Below are 18,041 nucleotides of genomic sequence, written 5' to 3'. Positions count from 1 at the left end.
TGTGACACCGCCCTGTAGGAGCGAAGCTTGCTCGCGAAGATTGCACCACGGTTCATCTATATGAACACCGAATCTGTTCACCGAATTCGAGGATTTTGAAATGTCCACAATGATACGTCCGGCCCTGAGCCTGCTGGTCCTGATGACCCTGATCACCGGCGTCGCTTACCCGTTGGTGGTCACTGGCGTCGCGCAGGTCGCGTTCCCTGACCAGGCCAATGGCAGCCTCGTGCGTGACGCCGACGGCAAAGTCCGCGGCTCTTCGCTGATTGCCCAGGATTTCACCGGTGACGCGTGGTTCCATCCGCGCCCGTCAGCCGGTGCTTTCGCCACGGTATCGAGCAGCGCCAGCAACCTGTCGCCAAGCAACCCGGCCCTGGCCACTCGGGTGATCGATGATGCCAACAAACTGTTGGTGCCAGGCCAGGGGCCGGTGCCGTTGGCGCTGCTGACCACTTCTGGCAGCGGGCTTGATCCGCACTTGCCACCAGCGGCGATTGCCTATCAACTGGCGCGTGTTGCGGCGACGCGGAATCTGCCGGTGTCTACGCTTCAGAATCTGCTGGCCGCGCACATCGAACAGCCGTTGGTGGGGCCGCCGGTGGTGAATGTGTTGGCGCTGAATATGGCGCTGGAAAAACTCTAGATCGGTGGTGGCATCATTCGCGAGCAAGCCCGCTCCCACAGGGAAACGCATTACAAAATGTGGGAGCGGGCTTGCTCGCGAAAGCGGCCGAACAATCACCACATCAACATCTGAAATAAGAGATCCCCAAACATGAGTGACTCCGGCCGCGCCGACGCGCTGTTAGCAGACCTGCCCCGCGATGGCCGTGGCCGGCTCAAGGTTTTCCTCGGTGCCGCGCCCGGTGTGGGCAAGACCTACGCCATGCTGCAAGCTGCCCACACCCAACTGCGTCAAGGCGTGAAGCTCATCGCTGGCGTGGTCGAGACCCATGGCCGCGCCGAGACCGAGGCGCTGCTCGGCGGCTTGCCGCAGCAACCCTTGGTACGCTCGGAATACCGTGGAGTGATCCTTGAAGAAATGGACCTCGACGGCGTACTGGCCGCCAAACCTAAACTGGTGCTGGTGGACGAACTGGCCCACACCAATGCACCGGGCAGTCGTCACGCCAAACGCTGGCAAGACATTCAGGAACTGCTCGCCGCCGGCATCGACGTCTTCACCACGGTCAACGTCCAGCACCTGGAAAGCCTCAACGACCAGGTGCGCGGCATCACTGGCGTGCAGGTCCGCGAAACCTTGCCAGACTGGGTGCTGCAAGAAGCCTATGAACTGCTGCTGATCGACTTGCCGCCACGCGAGCTGCTCGAGCGACTGCGCGACGGCAAGGTCTACGTGCCGGAGCAGGCGCGGGCGGCCATCGATGCGTACTTCTCCCAGACCAACCTCACCGCCCTGCGCGAATTGGCGATGCAGACGGCGGCGGCCCAGGTCGATAACGATCTGGCGCAAGGCTATCGCCAGCTCGGCCAGGCGGCACCTGCAGTGCGCGGTCGGCTGCTGGTCGGTGTCGATGGCGATGCTCAGGCCGAGCGCTTGGTGCGTCACGCCAGTCGTGTCGCCCAGCGCCGGCATTTGCCGTGGAGCCTGGTGCACGTGGACAACGGCAGCGTGCGCGACGAGCAATCGCGCCTGCGTCTGCAAAGTGCCCAGCAATTGGCCGAACGTCTCGGTGGCGAAGTGGTGTTGCTGCGCGCCGGCGAAGTCGCGAAGACCCTGATCCAGCACGCCGCCGAACGCCGTGCCAGCCTGGTGTTGGTCGGTCAGTCCCGGCAGCGTTTGCGTCGACGCCTGTTCGGCGGTGGTCTGGCCTCACGCTTGTTGCGCGATGCACGCGGACTGGAAATCAACGTCCTCGACAGCGATCACGAACAGCATCAGCCGCGCCAGCGTTCGGCGCAGTCGCTGGTGTGGTTCGACTATGCGCTGGCGCTGGTCGCAACCGTGCTCGCCAGCGCACTGGCCTGGGCCGTGGCGAGTGTCTTGCCGCTGCCGAACATCTCGCTGGTGTTCCTCGCCGCCGTGTTGCTGGTGGCGGTGCGCAGCAGTCTCGGCCCGGCGCTGGCCTGTGCGGCGCTGTCGTTTCTGACCTACGACTTTCTGTTCATTCCGCCGAATTTTTCCTTCAGCATTCAGCGCGAAGAAGACGTGCTGACGCTGCTGTTTTTCCTGCTGATGGCAGCACTCACCGGCAACCTCGCGGCGCGCCAGCGTCGGCAATTGCAGGCGTTGCGCGATACGCAGGAAGAGACCACCGAACTGCTCGACCTGTCGCGCAAACTCACCGCCGCCACCGACCGCCAGGCCGTGGTCAGCGCCGCCGCGCAACACCTCAACGGCTGGAAAGACTTGCAGCTGTGCCTGCTTAATCGCGACGGTCAGGCGGGCTGGAAAGTCGAAACCGGTGGCCCGCTGGAATTCACCGAAGCCGAACGCGCCGCCGCCGATTGGGCTTGGCAACACGATCAACCGGCGGGCGCGGGCACCGGCACGTTGCCGTTCGGGCGTTGGTGGTGGTGGCCGCTTTCGGTGGAAGACGGGCCGCTGGCGTTGCTCGGCGTCTGTGCCAAAGAAGGGCAGACCTTGAGCGGTCAGCGCCGACGTTTGTTGACCGCGCTCAGTCAGCCGCTGGCTCAGGCGCTGGCACGCGCACAACTGGCCGAAGACCTGGAAGCGGCTCGGCTGCACGGCGAAACCGAGCAACTGCGCAGTGCCTTGCTGGCCTCGGTGTCTCACGATTTACGCACGCCGCTGACTTCCATGCGCGGCAGCATCGACAGCCTGTTGGCGCTCGGCGAAGCCATCCCGCTGGAGGATCGTCGCGAACTGCTCGAAGGCACGCGCGATGAAGCCGAGCGCCTCGATCGCTACATTCAAAACCTGCTGGACATGACCCGCCTCGGTCACGGTGCGCTGAAGCTCGCGCGGGACTGGGTGTCACCGGCCGACATCGTTGGCAGTTCGCTCAATCGTCTGCGCGCGGTGCTGGCGCCGTTGCAGGTCAGCACCGATGTGCCCGCGCAGCTGCCGCTGCTGTTCGTCCACGCCGCGCTGATCGAGCAGGCGCTGGTCAACGTGCTGGAAAACGCCGCACGGTTTTCACCGGTGCATGGGCGTTTGCAATTGCGCGCTGGCGTGGATCAAAACGAACTGTTCTTCTCGGTCAGCGATGAAGGCCCGGGCATTCCGGAAGAAGAGCGCGCGAAGATTTTCGACATGTTCTACACCGCCGCACGCGGTGATCGTGGCGGGCAGGGGACCGGGCTGGGGCTGGCGATCTGTCAGGGCATGGTCGGCGCACATGGCGGGCGCATCAGCGTCGGTGACGGCATCGACGGGCGCGGCACTTGCATCACGCTTCACTTGCCCTTGCAGGAACAACCTTCCTTTGAAATCGAGAACGGACAGTGAGCACTGAAAGTGAAGCCTGATACCCTTTGGACATCTCCATGCCGCGACCGGAAACCATGAGCCAGACCGCGACCATTTTGGTCATCGACGACGAACCGCAGATCCGCAAATTCCTGCGCATCAGCCTCGCCTCCCAAGGCTACAAAGTGCTGGAGGCCGGCACCGGCACCGAAGGCCTGGCGCAAGCCGCATTGAACAAACCCGATTTGCTGGTGCTCGACCTCGGCCTGCCGGACATGGACGGCCAGCAGGTGCTGCGCGAGTTCCGTGAATGGTCGACGGTGCCGGTGCTGGTGCTGTCGGTGCGCGCCGGTGAAGGGCAGAAGGTCGAAGCGCTGGATGGCGGTGCCAATGACTACGTGACCAAGCCGTTCGGCATCCAGGAATTTCTGGCGCGGGTTCGTGCTCTGTTGCGTCAGGCGCCGGTGGGCGAGGCGCAACAAGCGGCGTTGACGTTCGGCCCGTTGACCGTGGATCTGGCGTATCGCCGGGTGCTGCTCGAAGGCGTCGAAGTGGCGTTGACCCGCAAGGAATACGCGGTGCTGGCGCAACTGGCGCGGCATCCGGGAAGGGTCATCACCCAGCAGCAATTGCTCAAGGATATCTGGGGACCGACCCATACCGAAGACAGTCACTATCTGCGGATTGTGGTGGGGCATTTGCGGCAGAAGCTGGCGGATGATCCGACGCAGCCACGGTTTATCGTGACCGAGGCGGGGGTTGGGTATCGGTTGTTGAGTGAGGGTGGGCTTTAGTTTTGAGTTGGGTGGGCTGACGCTTTCGCGGGCAAGCCTCGCTCCTACAGGGGATCACATATCCCTGTAGGAGCGAGGCTTGCCCGCGAAGAGGCCGGATCATTCACCCGAGAACTTCAGGAATCCCGCTCACTCTCATACCGATCCATGGTATCCCGCGCAATCTCACGCCCCAGCGCGATCAACTCCGGCGCCTTGTAAAACTCGAAAAACCGGCACACCCGCTTCGGCACGTTGATCAGAACATCCGGTGGATAGCCGGCGATCTTGTACTGCGCCAACGACGTCTGCATCACCTCGAAACTCTGGTTGATCAAATCCAGCAAAGACGCCGGCCCCACGTTGTCGATGATGAATGAACCGGTGGCCGACTTCGGCGCGCCGTCGCGTTCAGGGGCGGCCGCCGGTTGCTGGGCTTCGGGTTCGGCAGACTCGATCCAGGGATTGATCTCGGCCGCCTCGGCCATCAACGCTTCCTTTTCCAGCAACAGCAATTGTTCTGCCTGTTTGCGGCGGAACGGCATTTTCGAACCCAGTGAGTTGATCAGGCTGTCGAACCGGGTCCTGAACGCGGCAGGGCGCTGAATCACCGGCAATTGATAGTGACGCTGGTTGGTGGAGTTGAGGTTGACCGCGATGATCAGGTCGCAATGGCTCGACACCACGGGCACGATCGGCAAAGGGTTGAGAATGCCGCCGTCCACCAGCATGCGATTGCCTTGCATCACCGGGGTGAACAGGCTCGGGATGGCCGCCGAGGCGCGCATCGCCTGGTGCAGGCAACCTTCCTGAAACCAGATTTCCTGCTGGTTGGTCAGGTCGGTGGCCACCGCCGTGTAGGGGATGCGCAAGTCTTCGATATTGATTTCGCCGACGATCTTGCGGATCTGCCCGAAGACCTTCTCGCCGCGAATCGCCCCCAGCCGAAAACTGACGTCCACCAGGCGCAACACGTCGAGGTAATCCAGGCTTTCGATCCAGTTACGGTATTCGTCCAGTTTGCCGGCGGCATAAATCCCGCCGACCACCGCGCCCATCGAGCAGCCGGCAATGCAGGAGATGTCGTAACCACGCCGCTCGATCTCTTCAATGACCCCGATATGGGCATATCCTCGGGCCCCACCTGAGCCCAGCACCAGTGCGACGCGCTTTTTCATGAATCGCCCTCGTCTGACAAGGTTCAACAATGCACCCATCGAGGGGCGCGCTTCAATCGTTAAGGTCGCTTGGCAGGGTGAAGGCGTCGTTTTTTCGACACTCCATGGCGGCAGATGGTTATTCTCCCGAGCGCTATAGTTTCGGCGGCGGGAGCAAGGCACTTTTCACGCGCCGGACCGTCTTACCTGCACGACTGTTTTCCTATTGTTGAGGTGTGAGTGATGAAAGCCTGGATTTGTGTGCCCTTGATTGCGCTGGCACTCGCCGGTTGTGCCGGCAAAACCGCTTACCGTGACAGCTGCGGCAGTGGGCTCGATGCGGCGTGGCGTGAGCTGGACCTGGCCAAGGCCGAAGGTTTCGCCGGCACCGTCAGCTACTCCAAGGCCCTGTCGTTGCTGACCGGCGCCAAAACCCAGCAGCAATTCGAAGCGTTCGAAGGCTGCGCCAAGAAAGCCGAGAAGGCGCGCTTTTATATTCGTGAGTCACGCGCTGGCCGTTAAACAAGGCGCTAATCTGTAGGAGCCGGCTTACTGGCGAAGGCGTCATTAAGACCTCCATCGTCAGCAAGCCGGCTCCTACAATTGGAGTCAATCACATGATTAATCGGTTGGTGGCTCATGTTTTGGGCCTGGAAGTCCGTTTGCTGGCCTGTCAGGCCCGATTGAATGCCCGCACCGACCCGGAAGCGTTGCACGATCTGCGCACCACGGTTCGCCGTCTGCGCAGCCTGCTGCGACCATTGCGTGGCTTGCCCGGTGTCGAGCAACTGGAAGCGGCGGCGTCGGCCGTGGGGCAGTTGACCACACCGTTGCGCGATCGCGAAGTGCTGGCGGCGTACTTGCTCGAGCACGATCAACCCGAGGCGGCGCAACGGCGCATGGCGCAGATGGCCGTGGCTTACCCGGCGGTTGCGGCGAGCCCTGAGCTGGCGCAGTTGCTGATGATCTTTGACGCTTTTCCGCGCTTTTTACGCGCCTCGCAGCGTCAGGGTTTACTCAAGGGCTTGCGTCAACGCATCGAGAAACGCCTGGCCAAACAATGGAAGAAACTCGATCAGGCCCTGCACGATCCCGCCCATGATCGCCATCGTCTGCGCTTGCTGATCAAGCGCGTGCGCTACGGTATCGAGGCGTATCCCGAGCTGGATCGCTTGCCGAAACCGGCGCTGCCCAGATTGAAGTCGGCCCAGGCCGCTTTGGGCGATTGGCACGACTGCTGGCAATGGCTGGCCCGGGCCGAACAGGAAGCCGATTTGCAGCCTTGCGTGGCGGTCTGGAAAACCACCATGGCCGAGGCCGAGGGCCGCGCGGACCGTGTGCTCGACAAACTCAGTGCCACCTGTTTCAAATCCTGAAACCCCCGCCGATCCAATGTGGGAGCGAGCCTGCTCGCGAAAGCGATTTCACATTCATCATGGATGTGCCTGAGAGGCCGCTTTCGCGAGCAGGCTCGCTCCCACATTTGTTGGTCTTGAATTCAACGGCCTATCTGTCAGTCTCTTTGGCCAGAATAGGCGCTGTGCCATCCTCGCAGGCTGGTTAACATCCCTTCATCCTTTTCTGCCCTTGAGGTTTTCATGCGCTTTTCCGATCTGCTCGACGCCGTCCGCAGCCAGCCGCTGGAGCTGTCTATTCCGGCCGAATGGGCGCAGGGACGCGCCAGTTTTGGTGGTCTGGTGGCCGCCTTGCAATACGAAGCCATGCGCGCGAAGGTGCCGGCGGATCGTCCTGTGCGTTCGCTGGCGATCACCTTTGTCGGGCCGGTCGAGCCTGAAGTGCCTGTCAGTTTTGAAGTCGACGTCCTGCGCGAAGGCAAAGCGGTCAGTCAGGTACTGGGCCGGGCGATGCAGAAGGGCCAGGTGGTGACACTCATCCAGGGCAGCTTCGGCGCCTCGCGACCGTCCGAAGTGGCGGTAACCGCCACGCCGGCCCCCGAAATGAAGCACTGGGACGATTGCCAGGAGCTGCCATTCATCAAAGGCGTGCTGCCGGAATTCATGCGTCATCTGGCGATGCGCTGGAGTGTTGGCGGCCTGCCGTTCACCGGCAATAAATCCCGCGAGATGGGCGGTTGGGTGCGCTTGCGTGGGGATGTGAAGGAAGAGGCGGTCAGTGAGGCGCATATCCTCGCACTGGTGGACGCCTGGCCCCCATCCTTGATGCCGCACCTGTCGAAACCGGCGATGGGCAGCACGCTGACCTGGACCATCGAATTCGTCCAGCCGGTGCTGGAACTGAGCACGCTGGACTGGTGCAAATACCTCGTTGAAATCGAACATGCCGCTGACGGCTACGGTCACGCGGCGGCGAAGCTGTGGAACGCAGAAGGTCAGTTGATTGCCATGAGCCGGCAGACGGTGACGGTTTTCGCCTGATCAGTGACGACGGTGGCGCTCACGCCAGGCGCGCCACCAGCCGCCGCTGAGGAAAAACCGCGGGAAAGTCAGGAACTGCTCGACCAGCAGGCGTGACACCGCGTCTTTGCGATCACTGAACGGCTCGGAGGCTTGCGCCTCCAGGCTGTGACCGTGGCGTTGCAGGCCCAATGCCGCGAGCAGGCCGATGACGCCAATCGCGAAGTTCGCAAAGCTCAGGCTGAACACCCCGCAAACCAGCAGCAGAAACGCCACGATAAACAGCGGCACTGCAATCAGGTGCAACACCAGATTGGCCGGGTGCTGGTGATTGTCCGGGTACGCGCGCCATTGCCAGGCGGGAAGGTTGGGGTGACGTTTGCCCATGATGCTGATCCTCGATCCATGTTGAACACATGATTGAAGAATAGGCGCGGCATGGGCGGGCGGCGAATCAAGGATGGCTATCGGCGTGATAGGTGTTCATGTTCGGAATTGATGTTGCTCACACGGGCGTCTTCGCGGGCAAGTCGGATCGCCGCACCGCTCGCTCCTACAAGTCGTGCGCAGTTCCTGTAGGAGCGAGGCTTGCCCGCGAAGAGGGCCTCAAAGTTTCAACTGCCCAATGGCCTTGCTCAACTCCCCGGCCAGCGCCGCCAACTCATTACTGGTCGTCGCCGAGTCCACGGTCTGCTGCACAGTTTTCTCGGTCACATCGCGAATACTCACCACCGCCCGATTCATCTCTTCCGCCACTTGGCTCTGCTGCTCGGCCGCCACGGCGATCTGGGTATTGCTTTCGCGCATCTGCGCCACTGCGCTGGTGATTTCGGCCAGTGCGGCGCCAGCCTCTTGCGCCTGTTGCACGCAATCGTCCGCCTTGAACGAGCTTTCCTGCATGAAATCCACAGCGTCCCGCGTTCCGGCCTGCAACGCCGAAACCATGAGGGTGATCTCGTCGGTCGAGGTCTGCACGCTTTTGGCCAGGTTGCGCACTTCATCGGCGACCACGGCAAAACCACGACCCATTTCCCCGGCCCGGGCTGCTTCAATCGCCGCATTCAGCGCCAGCAGATTGGTTTGCTCGGCAATGCTGTGGATTACGTTGACCACGCCGTTGATCTTCTGGCTGTCTTCGGCCAGACGCTGAATCATCTCGGCCGTCTGCTGGACGCCAGTGGACAACCCGGCAATCGATTTCTGCACGCGGCTGACCACTTCCTGGCCGCTGCCGGCCAGGGTGTCGGCGGTTTTCGAAAGGTCGCGGGTGGCACCGGCGTGCTGGGCGATGTGGTAGACGGTGGCGGTCATTTCGTTGATCGCCGTGGCGGCCTGATCGGTCTCACTTTGCTGGCCGAGCATGCCGTGGCGCACTTCGTTCATGCTCGATGCCAGCCGAGCGGCACCGTCATCCAGTTGTCGTGCGGTGCTGGCGACGGTGTTGACCACCCGCTGGTAACCGGCCTGCATCGCGTTGAACGCACCGGCCATCTGCCCGACTTCGTCCGTGCAGGCCAACGGCACACGGGCCGAGAGGTCACCGGTTTTTTCGACGTGGAGCATGACGTCTTTCAACGTATTGAGCTGGCTGAGCAGAAAGCGGATCAACAATTGCGACGCTCCGAGCATCGCCAGCATCAGGATGAACACCGCCACGGCGTAGTTGGCGAAACGTTCTTCGAACACCTGGCTCAGGCTCGGGCCATAGGCAATTACGGCGACGTGTTGGCCATCGGCACGGGTGAACACTTCGGCGCCCATCAACGGGTTTTCGCCGAACAGCGGCATCGAGTTGATTTCGACCCAGCCGTTGCTGTCCGTCAGTTCCAGCACGGGTTGGTCGTTGAGCAGCGGCGCGTGCCCGCGACTGAACGTCAGCAGGTTGTCGGCCTTGGGCAGCGCTTGCCCGGCCGGCCAGGCGCCGAGCAGGCGTGCCTGTGCCTGGGCGGACACTTTGGATGCGTGACTGCGGGCCTGTTGTTCGAGCTGTACGGCATACAGCACCAACAACAGGGTCGTGACGAAGGCGACAGCATTGACCGCCCAGAATTTATATTTCAGCGAGATGTTGCTAAGCCAGGCACCCATGGAGGTCTTCTCTGATAGCGGAAACAGCATTGGCAAGGTGCCAGCATTGTGCCGCTGCCCCGCGCGCCGGATCTTGATATGGGTCAACATTCCCGGTCACGCTCGCGCACAGGAACTGCAGGGCGTAATGCGCTATCCTTCGCGCCTTCAAAATTCCCTCGCTACAGGATTCCGCCCCCATGAAAGCCGCACTCGTCGAACTCATCAGCAAAATCAGCTCCGGGTGCATGAGCGAAGACGAAATCCTCAAAGTCGCCGACGAAGCGGCCCAGGCTTACGCCGATCCAGAAGCTTTTCTGACAGCCAATCCGGACGTTAACTACGACGACACCTTCCCGATTCCGTTGGGCGAGTGGGTCGTCGTCGGCAGCCTGCCGGAAACCGTGCTGTTCCAGGCGGACACCTATGTGGACCTGTTCGCGCAGATCGTCGCTTCGTTTGGTCCGGGCGTTGATTTCAACATCAAACCCAAGCAACTGGCCAAGACCGAAGCGCTGACCGCGCTCAATCGCATCCAGGTGCAGATGGGCAGCATGAACAAGGAAAACGGCGGTTATACGCTGATGAATTTCAGCCAGTTGCTCGACGACGAACTGCAAGTGGTGCTGGTCTTCGGCAACGACGTACCGCGTGTGCTCGAACTGTGCGCCGAGGTCGGCATCGCTGCCGCGCCTTCCCTGGAAGCCCTGAAAGTAGCCATCCACGTTTGATGGCATGAAACGAAACCCCTGGGGCCGACTATCCTGAGAGGGCACACAACGCTTAGGGAGCGACACCATGGGTTCCACGTTCAACGGCCTGGTGGGCCTGATCATCCTTGTCCTGGACATCTGGGCAATCATCAACGTGCTGAAAAGTGGCGCCGACACCGTGATGAAAATCATCTGGGTCTTGCTGATCCTGCTGCTGCCGGTCCTGGGCCTGATCATCTGGGCCATCGCCGGGCCACGGGGCAACGTGCGTATCTGACCCAACGAACACCGTCCCCTGTAGGAGCGAGGCTTGCCCGCGAAGCTTTTGGCGACCTCACGGACGCTTTCGCGGGCAAGTCGGATCGCCGCACCGCTCGCTCCTACAGGTACTTGGCGTCAGAAGGTTCGACCTGTCATCTTCCGCGACGTAGAATGCGCGCCTTTCCCGGGCAATCGAGCTGATCGATTGGCCATCATGGGCGGGTAACCGTCCGTTGCCACCGCATTCATCGGAGCACTTCCCATGAGCAACACTCCAACCAGCGATTACCTGGAAACCCTCTACGAAGGCTACGGCCAGCGTTTTCGCATGGGAAAACTGCTGCACGAAGTGCGCACCGAACACCAGCACCTGGTGATTTTCGAGAACCCGCGCATGGGCCGCGTCATGGCACTGGACGGCGTGATCCAGACCACCGAAGCCGACGAATTCATCTACCACGAGATGCTCACCCACGTGCCGATCCTGGCGCACGGCAGTGCCAAGCGCGTGCTGATCATCGGCGGTGGCGACGGCGGCATGCTGCGTGAAGTGGCCAAACACCGTAGCGTCGAGCACATCACCATGGTCGAGATCGACGGCACCGTGGTCGACATGTGCAAGGAGTTCCTGCCGAACCACTCCAAGGGTGCATTCGATGATCCGCGCCTGAACCTGGTGATCGACGATGGCATGCGTTTCGTCGCCACCACCACTGAAAAGTTCGACGTGATCATTTCCGACTCCACCGACCCGATCGGTCCGGGCGAAGTGCTGTTCTCGGAAAACTTCTACCAGGCCTGTCGTCGTTGCCTCAACGAAGGCGGCATCCTGGTGACTCAGAACGGCACGCCGTTCATGCAGATCGAAGAAGTCAAAACCACCGCCGGCCGCCTGCGCAGCCTGTTCCCGGACTGGCACTTCTACCAGGCCGCCGTGCCGACCTACATCGGTGGTTCGATGACTTTTGCCTGGGGCGCGACCAACACCGCTTATCGCAAATTGTCCCGCGAAACCCTGCAACAGCGCTTTGCTGGCAGCGGCATCATCACCCGCTACTACAATCCGGAAATCCACATCGGCGCGTTCGCCTTGCCGCAATACGTGTTGCAGGCCGTGAACAAGCCAAGCAACGACTGAAGAAATACGCAAAACCCCTGTAGGAGCGAAGCTTGCTCGCGAAAGCGGTGTTTCAGTCGACATGTTTATTGACTGGTATGCCGCCTTCGCGAGCAAGCTTCGCTCCTACAGGGACCGTGTTTTTCATGCTTGCACGGCGTAATCTGTTTGAACGATCGGTCAGGGTAAAAGTCCAGATGGATGTAAGCCCATCTACGGGTTTGTTCGAGGAGGCAGTGATGCAAAAGTGGAAAATCACTTTCGTGGATGATCACGGTGAAACAGTCGACGAAGTTTTTGAGTGCGACGAATGCCCGGACAACGAGCACGCCGCCAAACTGATCAAGGCACGTCTCCTTCCTGTCGCCGCCGAACTGGATCTGAACGATCTGGAAGGGCGAACTGCTGATGCAAGCGTTAAAAATCTCAAAGCCCAGAACAGCATCGAAATCCTCGGCATTACTCCCGTCTGATACCCCCTCTGGAACACTCGTGAAACAACCAGGCCTTGGCAGCGGCTCCGACTTGGGGCTACTCTGCAAGCGAGATCAGCGAATGGATCGCTAAGGTCTGGTCTTGTCAGCTACATGCTTGTTTCCCATCGGCAATTTGCTTGCCGCAGCGCTCGCACCCTTCGGTTGCCGGCGTCGGGAGTACGGAAAGTCTATCCATCGGTATCAGGAGGACGTTTCATGAGCACAGCCTATCAAGAAGACATCAGCAGCTCGGTTCTGCGCCGCATGAAAGAAGGCGGTTTCGACTTTTCACGATTCCATCCCATCGAGTTCTACGCCATTTTCCCGGACGAGGAGCGGGCACGCAGGGCGGCAGGGCATTACTGCGGTGAATCCATGAATGCACAAATCAGCGTGCGCGACGACGGCGCCTGGTCCCTGGAACTGAGTAAAGTGATGTACGCCACCTATGACGGCATCGGCGACTTTGAGCAGGACTTCGAGGCGGTGGTCGAGCCTTTGGGTGGCATCATCGAAGGATGGGGCGTCAAGCAGGAGGTACGAGGGCTACTCGCATAACACTATGAACAGCGACAACATCCACTAACGGCTGACCTTCGGGTTGGCCGTTTTCGTTTGTGCAGAATTCGAGGGCCGATCGCCAGCAAGCCGGCTCCTACAGAAAACCGGCATGCCATAAATCACCACCGCCCTGTAGGAGCCAGCTTGCTGGCGATGGCGCCCTCCAAATCACCGCAGAGTTTCAGGCCCCATCGCCGGCAAGCCGGCTCCTACAGAAATCCAGCGTGCCACAAATCACCGCCCCCTGTAGGAGCCAGCTTGCTGGCGATGACGTCCTCTCAATCACCGCCAAACCATCAGCCACAAATCCCGAAACAAAAAAAAGCCGCCTGAACAGGCGGCTAAAAGGGAAGTTCGGTGAGCATTTCCAGCGAATGCGCGAATTATCCGCATCACCCCCCGGGCAGTGAAATCAACTCTGACTATGCTGGTGATAGGCGACAGCATTGCTTCGCAATGAAGCGGGGGCGATCAGGTTGGGGCATTTGCCGCACAGGATTGGTGCGGTGTTAATGATGTGATTATCCAACCGATTGATATCAAAGCGTTTCTGCCGATGGCACGGGCCTTGCGAAGCCTAGATGTCCGGGTGACAAGGAGTACGGCATGATCCGCACCTATTTTGATGAGATGTACGATGCCGGCGGCCAGGTCCGCCCGCATTATCGGGAGTTTGCCCGTTGGCTGGCCGAAACGCCTGACGAGCTTTTGGCACAACGGCGACGCGAGGCCGATCTGCTGTTTCATCGCGCCGGGATTACTTTCACGCTCTACGGGGACGAGCAGGGGACAGAGCGCCTGATTCCTTTCGACACCATTCCGCGCAGCATCCCCGCCAGTGAATGGCGGATCGTCGAACGCGGCTGCATCCAGCGGGTCAAGGCGCTGAACATGTTCCTCGCCGACCTCTATCACGAGCAGCGCATCATCAAGGCCGGCATCATCCCGGCCGAACAAGTGCTGGCCAACGAGCAATACCAGTTGGCGATGCAGGGGCTGGATCTGCACCGGGATATCTATTCCCACATTTCCGGCGTCGACCTGGTGCGCGATGGCGACGGCACGTACTACGTGCTTGAAGACAACCTTCGTACACCCAGCGGCGTGAGCTACATGCTCGAAGACCGCAAGATGATGATGCGCCTGTTCCCCGAGTTGTTCTCGGCCCAGCGCATCGCCCCGATCGATCATTATCCGAACCTGTTGCTCGACACCCTGAAAAGCTCCAGCCACCTCGATAACCCGAGCGTGGTGGTACTGACGCCGGGTCGCTTCAACAGCGCGTTTTTCGAGCATGCGTTTCTCGCTCGGGAAATGGGCGTGGAGCTGGTGGAAGGCGCGGACCTGTTCGTGCGTGACGACAAGGTGTTCATGCGCACCACGGACGGGCCGAAAGCCGTCGACGTGATCTACCGCCGTCTCGACGATGCATTCCTCGATCCGCTGGCGTTCAATCCGGACTCGATGCTTGGCGTTCCCGGGCTGTTGTCGTCGTACCGCTCGGGCAATGTGGTGCTGGCGAATGCCATCGGCACCGGGGTGGCGGACGACAAGTCGGTGTACCCGTTTGTCACCGACATGATCCGTTTCTACCTCGACGAAGAGCCGATCCTGAAGAACGTTCCGACGTTCCAATGTCGTAATCCCTCCGAACTGTCCCACGTGCTGGCCAATCTTCCAGAACTGGTGGTCAAGGAAACCCAGGGCTCCGGCGGTTACGGAATGCTGGTGGGGCCGGCGGCGACGGCGGCGGAAATCGAATCCTTCCGCGAGCGGATCAAGGCCAAGCCCCACGCGTACATCGCGCAACCGACGTTGTCCCTGTCGACCTGCCCGACCTTTGTCGAAAACGGCATCGCACCACGCCATATCGACCTGCGTCCGTTTGTATTGTCTGGCCGCGAAACCCGGGTTGTGCCCGGCGGTTTGACCCGTGTCGCCCTGCGTGAAGGCTCCCTGGTGGTGAATTCCTCCCAGGGCGGCGGAACCAAGGACACCTGGGTGGTCGAGGATTGAAGGAAGCCTGCCATGTTAAGTAGAACTGCCTCGGATTTGTATTGGATGTCGCGTTACCTGGAGCGGGCGGAAAACCTCGCACGGATGCTCGACATCAGTTATTCGCTGTCGCTGATGCCGCAGGATGGCCGCGGTGACGGTCTGCACGAACTCGCCATGCCGCTGCTGATAACCGGCACCCTGGACGATTACCTCGAACGCCACGGCGAGTTGCATGCCGAACGGCTGCTGCACTTTTTTGCCCTGGACGCGGCCAACCCGGCGAGCATTTACAGCTGCCTCGGTTCGGCGCGGGCCAGTGCCCATGCCGTGCGGGGGCGAATCACCGCGGACATGTGGGAAAACATCAACGCCACCTGGCTGGAAATTCGCGGCATCGCCGATCAGGGCTTGAGTCGCTACGGCATGAGTCGTTTCTGCGAGTGGATCAAGGAACGTTCCCACCTGTTTCGCGGCGCGTCCTACGGCACGATCATGCGTAACGATGCGTTCCGTTTTATTCGTCTGGGCACTTTCATCGAAAGGGCGGACAACACCTTGCGCCTGCTCGATGCACGCTACGAAATGGCTGGCGATCAGGCCGAAGCGGTCAGCGACGGCACGGCTCACGCCTATTACCAGTGGAGTGCCTTGTTGCGGGCGTTGTCGTCGTTCGAGGCCTACACCGAAATCTACCGCGACGCGCCCGGCGCCCGGCATGTGGCCGAGCTGCTGTTGCTGCGCGCCGATGTCCCGCGATCCTTGCGCGCGTGCACCGAAGAAATCGACCAGATCCTCGCTCAACTGCCGGGGGCCAATGGCCGTCCTGCGCAACGTCTGGCCGCCGAGATGGACGCCCGCCTGCGCTATACCGGCATCAACGAAATTCTCGACGAAGGCCTGCACGCCTGGCTGACCGAGTTCATCCCGCTGGTGCGCCAGTTGGGTAACGCCATACACAGTTCCTACCTGGAGGCTGCATGAGACTTTCCATTAGCCACGAGACCACCTATCACTACGAAGATCAGGTGCGGGCGAGCATCCAGTACCTGCGACTGACCCCTCACGACAGCGAGCGCCAACACGTGCTCAGCTGGCAGCTCGACCTGCCGCGCCCGGTGCGCGCACAGCTCGATCCGTTCGGCAACATCCTGCACGTGCTGACCATGGATGAGCCGCATGAAGCGATCATCATTGGCGCCCGTGGCCAGGTCGACATCGACGAATTGCGTGAAGCCGAGCACGAGAGCCAGTCGGCGCTGCCGTTCCTGCGCTTCACGCGCCTGACCGAGGCTGACGAAGCCTTGCGTGCGTTCGCCGAGAAGGCGTGCAAAAAGCGCCGGGATCGCGCGGCATTGATCGACTTGATGCATGGCCTGAATTCGCACATGACCTACACGCCGGGCTCCACCGAAGTGGACACCAGCGCCGCGCAAGCCTTCGCCGGGCGTTCGGGTGTCTGTCAGGACCACACCCACGCGTTTCTCGCCTGCGCCCGCAGCCTGGGCATTCCGTCGCGTTATGTGTCGGGCTATTTGTACAGCGAGAACAGCGAGCATCTGGCCAGCCACGCGTGGGCGGAAGCCTGGCTGGATGACGCGTGGTACAGCTTTGACGTGACCAATGAACTGGCGCGACCGGAGCGGCATTTGAAACTGGCGGTGGGCCTGGATTACCTGGATGCCTGCCCGGTGCGCGGGATGCGTCGGGGCGGCGGGTGCGAGCAGATGCACGCGAAGGTATTTGTGTCGCCGACGCCGGTGATCTCAGTGCAACAACAATAATCCGCAACACCACGTCCCTGTGTAGGAGCTGGCTTGCCAGCGATGGTGTGTCAGCCAAGCAGATGTCGACTGACACTCCATCGCCGGCAAGCCAGCTCCAACAAAGGGGCTTGCGTCAGGGTTTGGTTTTGCGCCCGGCCATATGCTTCAAATACCCCACCAACATGTCCAGATCCCCATCCGGCAAAACCGCCGCCGAAAACCCCGGCATCTTTGCCTGCGGCCACTGCCGCAAACTCTGCGGATCGCGGATGTAGCGCTTCAAAAAGTCCGCCCCGAAATACTCGGTCGGGTTAAACGGAATGTTCAGATCCGGCCCGAATTGCGCATCCCCGGCACCGTTCAATCGATGACATGCCAGACAGTTCTTCTGAAACAGCGCAAACCCCACATTCACCGGGTCGTCCGCCTTCAGCGCCGGATCCGGCAGCAGGGCAGGGAAGCGCTCGGCCACCGGCGCCATACGTTTGATGTCAGCCACTTGAAAGGGCCATTGCTCGGGACTGATATTGCCCGCCTGCGGATCCGTCCACACCAGATAAAACGGCCCGGCACTCGGCTTGTCTGCCGACAGCGCCGGCCACGGTTTTGCCGGGTCTTCAATCGCCAGCCACGCTCGCGCACCTTTGCTGTTGAGTAATGGCGCGGCAGCCAGTTCGGCGGCGAAACCATCCAGTGCCACAGCTTGCAGGTGATCGTCCGGCTTGATGCCGGTCAACAACGCCGCCAGGGGCACGGCGCGATAGCTCATGTCCCGTTTGTAGGAAACGTCGTTGGTAATGGTGATGGTCTGAACCAGAGGATGCTTGAGCAATTCCTCGGTCTGCCAGGTGCGGCTGTGTGCGCCCAGCTCCAGGTTCAGCTGTGCGGCATAAAGGGGCGAGCCGAACAGCAAGGCCCCGAGCAGAATGAGCGTTTTCAACAGATCGCCGTCCATGTCGTGGAAGTGCCGCAAAGGTTGGCACACCCACGCTGGCCCGGGTAGCGAGCCAGTCACATTTTTAAAAGGCGATAGAAATCTTGCGCCGATTTATTAATAAAGACTCAGCCGATCACCTTCGTCAGGTTCGGCAAAATCAACAGCAATGTAGTGGCGAAAAGAATGAGCCCGGCTTGACGTACTTTCGAATGTTTGAACATGGCTTGACCGCCTTTTTTGTTATTTCCTGATGCCTGCCTGCATATCTCCATGACGGCAGAGCGTTGCACTTCCTGTAAGGCGAGCGCCTCGGCAAAACCCGACGACAACTTCGCATATGTTCACCTTAGGGCCCGCGTCACCCGTGGTTTAGATCCCTTTCGTATGGAGCGCGCACTTATTGCTTTAAAAAAGGCATGAGGCCTATTGCCAGCTTCTTTGCCGCC

Annotated in this window: 18 protein-coding genes; 14 read left to right on the top strand and 4 right to left on the bottom strand. The window is 60.8% G+C overall.

Annotated elements, in window-relative coordinates; genetic code table 11:
- Positions 1-100: 100 nt before the first annotated feature.
- The 3 genes from kdpC to ACYZUC_RS11300 all read left to right on the top strand — a co-directional run bounded on the left by kdpC (position 101) and on the right by ACYZUC_RS11300 (position 4,191).
- Positions 101-646, top strand: coding sequence for a potassium-transporting ATPase subunit KdpC (kdpC, locus tag ACYZUC_RS11310; RefSeq protein ID WP_008027289.1), 546 nt, complete (start codon positions 101-103; stop codon positions 644-646).
- A gap of 132 nt (positions 647-778) precedes the next feature.
- The gene (locus ACYZUC_RS11305; protein WP_461995743.1) at positions 779-3,436 is read left to right on the top strand and encodes a DUF4118 domain-containing protein; all 2,658 of its coding nucleotides are present in this window, start codon (positions 779-781) and stop codon (positions 3,434-3,436) included.
- A 56-nt stretch (positions 3,437-3,492) separates the two neighbouring features.
- Positions 3,493-4,191: a response regulator gene (locus ACYZUC_RS11300; protein WP_032828669.1), complete on the top strand. Its 699-nt coding sequence runs from the start codon at positions 3,493-3,495 to the stop codon at positions 4,189-4,191.
- Between the two features lie 116 nt (positions 4,192-4,307).
- On the opposite strand, the gene ACYZUC_RS11295 is transcribed toward ACYZUC_RS11300, so the two are convergent.
- Positions 4,308-5,348, bottom strand: coding sequence for a patatin-like phospholipase family protein (locus tag ACYZUC_RS11295; protein WP_461995741.1), 1,041 nt, complete (start codon positions 5,346-5,348; stop codon positions 4,308-4,310).
- A gap of 222 nt (positions 5,349-5,570) precedes the next feature.
- On the opposite strand from ACYZUC_RS11295, the gene ACYZUC_RS11290 reads away from it, so the two are divergent.
- The 3 genes from ACYZUC_RS11290 (at position 5,571) to ACYZUC_RS11280 (ending at position 7,723) form a co-directional block, all read left to right on the top strand.
- On the top strand, positions 5,571-5,849 hold the full coding sequence (locus tag ACYZUC_RS11290; RefSeq protein ID WP_461995740.1) for a hypothetical protein: 279 nt from the start codon (positions 5,571-5,573) through the stop codon (positions 5,847-5,849).
- Between the two features lie 95 nt (positions 5,850-5,944).
- A complete protein-coding gene (locus ACYZUC_RS11285) occupies positions 5,945-6,703 on the top strand; it encodes a CHAD domain-containing protein (protein WP_461995738.1) in 759 nt (252 codons plus the stop codon).
- A gap of 222 nt (positions 6,704-6,925) precedes the next feature.
- Positions 6,926-7,723 (top strand): acyl-CoA thioesterase, encoded by a 798-nt coding sequence (locus ACYZUC_RS11280; protein ID WP_461995736.1) that lies wholly within the window; start codon positions 6,926-6,928, stop codon positions 7,721-7,723.
- On the opposite strand, the gene ACYZUC_RS11275 is transcribed toward ACYZUC_RS11280, so the two are convergent.
- Together ACYZUC_RS11275 and ACYZUC_RS11270 are read right to left on the bottom strand one after the other, a co-directional pair.
- Entirely contained in the window at positions 7,724-8,089 is a 366-nt protein-coding gene (locus ACYZUC_RS11275) for an Mpo1-like protein (protein WP_008027303.1), read from the bottom strand.
- Between the two features lie 219 nt (positions 8,090-8,308).
- Positions 8,309-9,790: a methyl-accepting chemotaxis protein gene (locus ACYZUC_RS11270; RefSeq protein ID WP_461995734.1), complete on the bottom strand. Its 1,482-nt coding sequence runs from the start codon at positions 9,788-9,790 to the stop codon at positions 8,309-8,311.
- Positions 9,791-9,969: 179 nt separating this feature from the next.
- Here ACYZUC_RS11270 and ACYZUC_RS11265 point away from each other — a divergent pair, with 179 nt between their 5' ends.
- The 8 genes from ACYZUC_RS11265 to ACYZUC_RS11230 all read left to right on the top strand — a co-directional run bounded on the left by ACYZUC_RS11265 (position 9,970) and on the right by ACYZUC_RS11230 (position 16,676).
- Positions 9,970-10,500, top strand: a complete 531-nt coding sequence (locus ACYZUC_RS11265) for a hypothetical protein (protein WP_461995732.1) — start codon at positions 9,970-9,972, stop codon at positions 10,498-10,500.
- Positions 10,501-10,567: 67 nt separating this feature from the next.
- Entirely contained in the window at positions 10,568-10,759 is a 192-nt protein-coding gene (locus ACYZUC_RS11260; RefSeq protein ID WP_008027309.1) for a PLDc N-terminal domain-containing protein, read from the top strand.
- A gap of 246 nt (positions 10,760-11,005) precedes the next feature.
- On the top strand, positions 11,006-11,881 hold the full coding sequence (speE, locus tag ACYZUC_RS11255) for a polyamine aminopropyltransferase (protein ID WP_461995729.1): 876 nt from the start codon (positions 11,006-11,008) through the stop codon (positions 11,879-11,881).
- 218 nt (positions 11,882-12,099) lie between these two features.
- Positions 12,100-12,333: a hypothetical protein gene (locus tag ACYZUC_RS11250; protein ID WP_461995727.1), complete on the top strand. Its 234-nt coding sequence runs from the start codon at positions 12,100-12,102 to the stop codon at positions 12,331-12,333.
- Positions 12,334-12,552: 219 nt separating this feature from the next.
- Complete coding sequence (locus ACYZUC_RS11245; protein ID WP_008027314.1) at positions 12,553-12,894, top strand: ribonuclease E inhibitor RraB; 342 nt, start codon at positions 12,553-12,555, stop codon at positions 12,892-12,894.
- A 609-nt stretch (positions 12,895-13,503) separates the two neighbouring features.
- Complete coding sequence (locus tag ACYZUC_RS11240; RefSeq protein ID WP_008027316.1) at positions 13,504-14,913, top strand: circularly permuted type 2 ATP-grasp protein; 1,410 nt, start codon at positions 13,504-13,506, stop codon at positions 14,911-14,913.
- A 12-nt stretch (positions 14,914-14,925) separates the two neighbouring features.
- Positions 14,926-15,876 carry an alpha-E domain-containing protein gene (locus ACYZUC_RS11235; protein WP_008042189.1) on the top strand — a complete coding sequence of 317 codons (951 nt, stop codon included), beginning with the start codon at positions 14,926-14,928 and terminating at the stop codon, positions 15,874-15,876.
- Complete coding sequence (locus tag ACYZUC_RS11230; protein ID WP_461995724.1) at positions 15,873-16,676, top strand: transglutaminase family protein; 804 nt, start codon at positions 15,873-15,875, stop codon at positions 16,674-16,676. Before ACYZUC_RS11235 ends, ACYZUC_RS11230 begins: the two co-directional genes overlap by 4 nt.
- A gap of 115 nt (positions 16,677-16,791) precedes the next feature.
- Here ACYZUC_RS11230 and ACYZUC_RS11225 read toward each other — a convergent pair whose 3' ends face one another.
- Entirely contained in the window at positions 16,792-17,613 is an 822-nt protein-coding gene (locus tag ACYZUC_RS11225) for a c-type cytochrome (protein WP_461996702.1), read from the bottom strand.
- Between the last annotated feature and the right edge of the window lie 428 nt (positions 17,614-18,041).

The organism is Pseudomonas sp. GT1P32 (assembly GCF_054897805.1).
This window is presented reverse-complemented; position numbering and strand designations above follow the sequence as displayed.

Excerpts from the sequence above, each read along its gene's own strand:
- kdpC (WP_008027289.1), top strand. The coding sequence starts at position 101 with ATGTCCACAATGATACGTCCGGCCCTGAGCCTGCTGGTCCTGATGACC.
- ACYZUC_RS11305 (WP_461995743.1), top strand. The coding sequence starts at position 779 with ATGAGTGACTCCGGCCGCGCCGACGCGCTGTTAGCAGACCTGCCCCGC.
- ACYZUC_RS11300 (WP_032828669.1), top strand. The coding sequence starts at position 3,493 with ATGAGCCAGACCGCGACCATTTTGGTCATCGACGACGAACCGCAGATC.
- ACYZUC_RS11295 (WP_461995741.1), bottom strand. The coding sequence starts at position 5,348 with ATGAAAAAGCGCGTCGCACTGGTGCTGGGCTCAGGTGGGGCCCGAGGA.
- ACYZUC_RS11290 (WP_461995740.1), top strand. The coding sequence starts at position 5,571 with ATGAAAGCCTGGATTTGTGTGCCCTTGATTGCGCTGGCACTCGCCGGT.
- ACYZUC_RS11285 (WP_461995738.1), top strand. The coding sequence starts at position 5,945 with ATGATTAATCGGTTGGTGGCTCATGTTTTGGGCCTGGAAGTCCGTTTG.
- ACYZUC_RS11280 (WP_461995736.1), top strand. The coding sequence starts at position 6,926 with ATGCGCTTTTCCGATCTGCTCGACGCCGTCCGCAGCCAGCCGCTGGAG.
- ACYZUC_RS11275 (WP_008027303.1), bottom strand. The coding sequence starts at position 8,089 with ATGGGCAAACGTCACCCCAACCTTCCCGCCTGGCAATGGCGCGCGTAC.
- ACYZUC_RS11270 (WP_461995734.1), bottom strand. The coding sequence starts at position 9,790 with ATGGGTGCCTGGCTTAGCAACATCTCGCTGAAATATAAATTCTGGGCG.
- ACYZUC_RS11265 (WP_461995732.1), top strand. The coding sequence starts at position 9,970 with ATGAAAGCCGCACTCGTCGAACTCATCAGCAAAATCAGCTCCGGGTGC.
- ACYZUC_RS11260 (WP_008027309.1), top strand. The coding sequence starts at position 10,568 with ATGGGTTCCACGTTCAACGGCCTGGTGGGCCTGATCATCCTTGTCCTG.
- speE (WP_461995729.1), top strand. The coding sequence starts at position 11,006 with ATGAGCAACACTCCAACCAGCGATTACCTGGAAACCCTCTACGAAGGC.
- ACYZUC_RS11250 (WP_461995727.1), top strand. The coding sequence starts at position 12,100 with ATGCAAAAGTGGAAAATCACTTTCGTGGATGATCACGGTGAAACAGTC.
- ACYZUC_RS11245 (WP_008027314.1), top strand. The coding sequence starts at position 12,553 with ATGAGCACAGCCTATCAAGAAGACATCAGCAGCTCGGTTCTGCGCCGC.
- ACYZUC_RS11240 (WP_008027316.1), top strand. The coding sequence starts at position 13,504 with ATGATCCGCACCTATTTTGATGAGATGTACGATGCCGGCGGCCAGGTC.
- ACYZUC_RS11235 (WP_008042189.1), top strand. The coding sequence starts at position 14,926 with ATGTTAAGTAGAACTGCCTCGGATTTGTATTGGATGTCGCGTTACCTG.
- ACYZUC_RS11230 (WP_461995724.1), top strand. The coding sequence starts at position 15,873 with ATGAGACTTTCCATTAGCCACGAGACCACCTATCACTACGAAGATCAG.
- ACYZUC_RS11225 (WP_461996702.1), bottom strand. The coding sequence starts at position 17,613 with ATGGACGGCGATCTGTTGAAAACGCTCATTCTGCTCGGGGCCTTGCTG.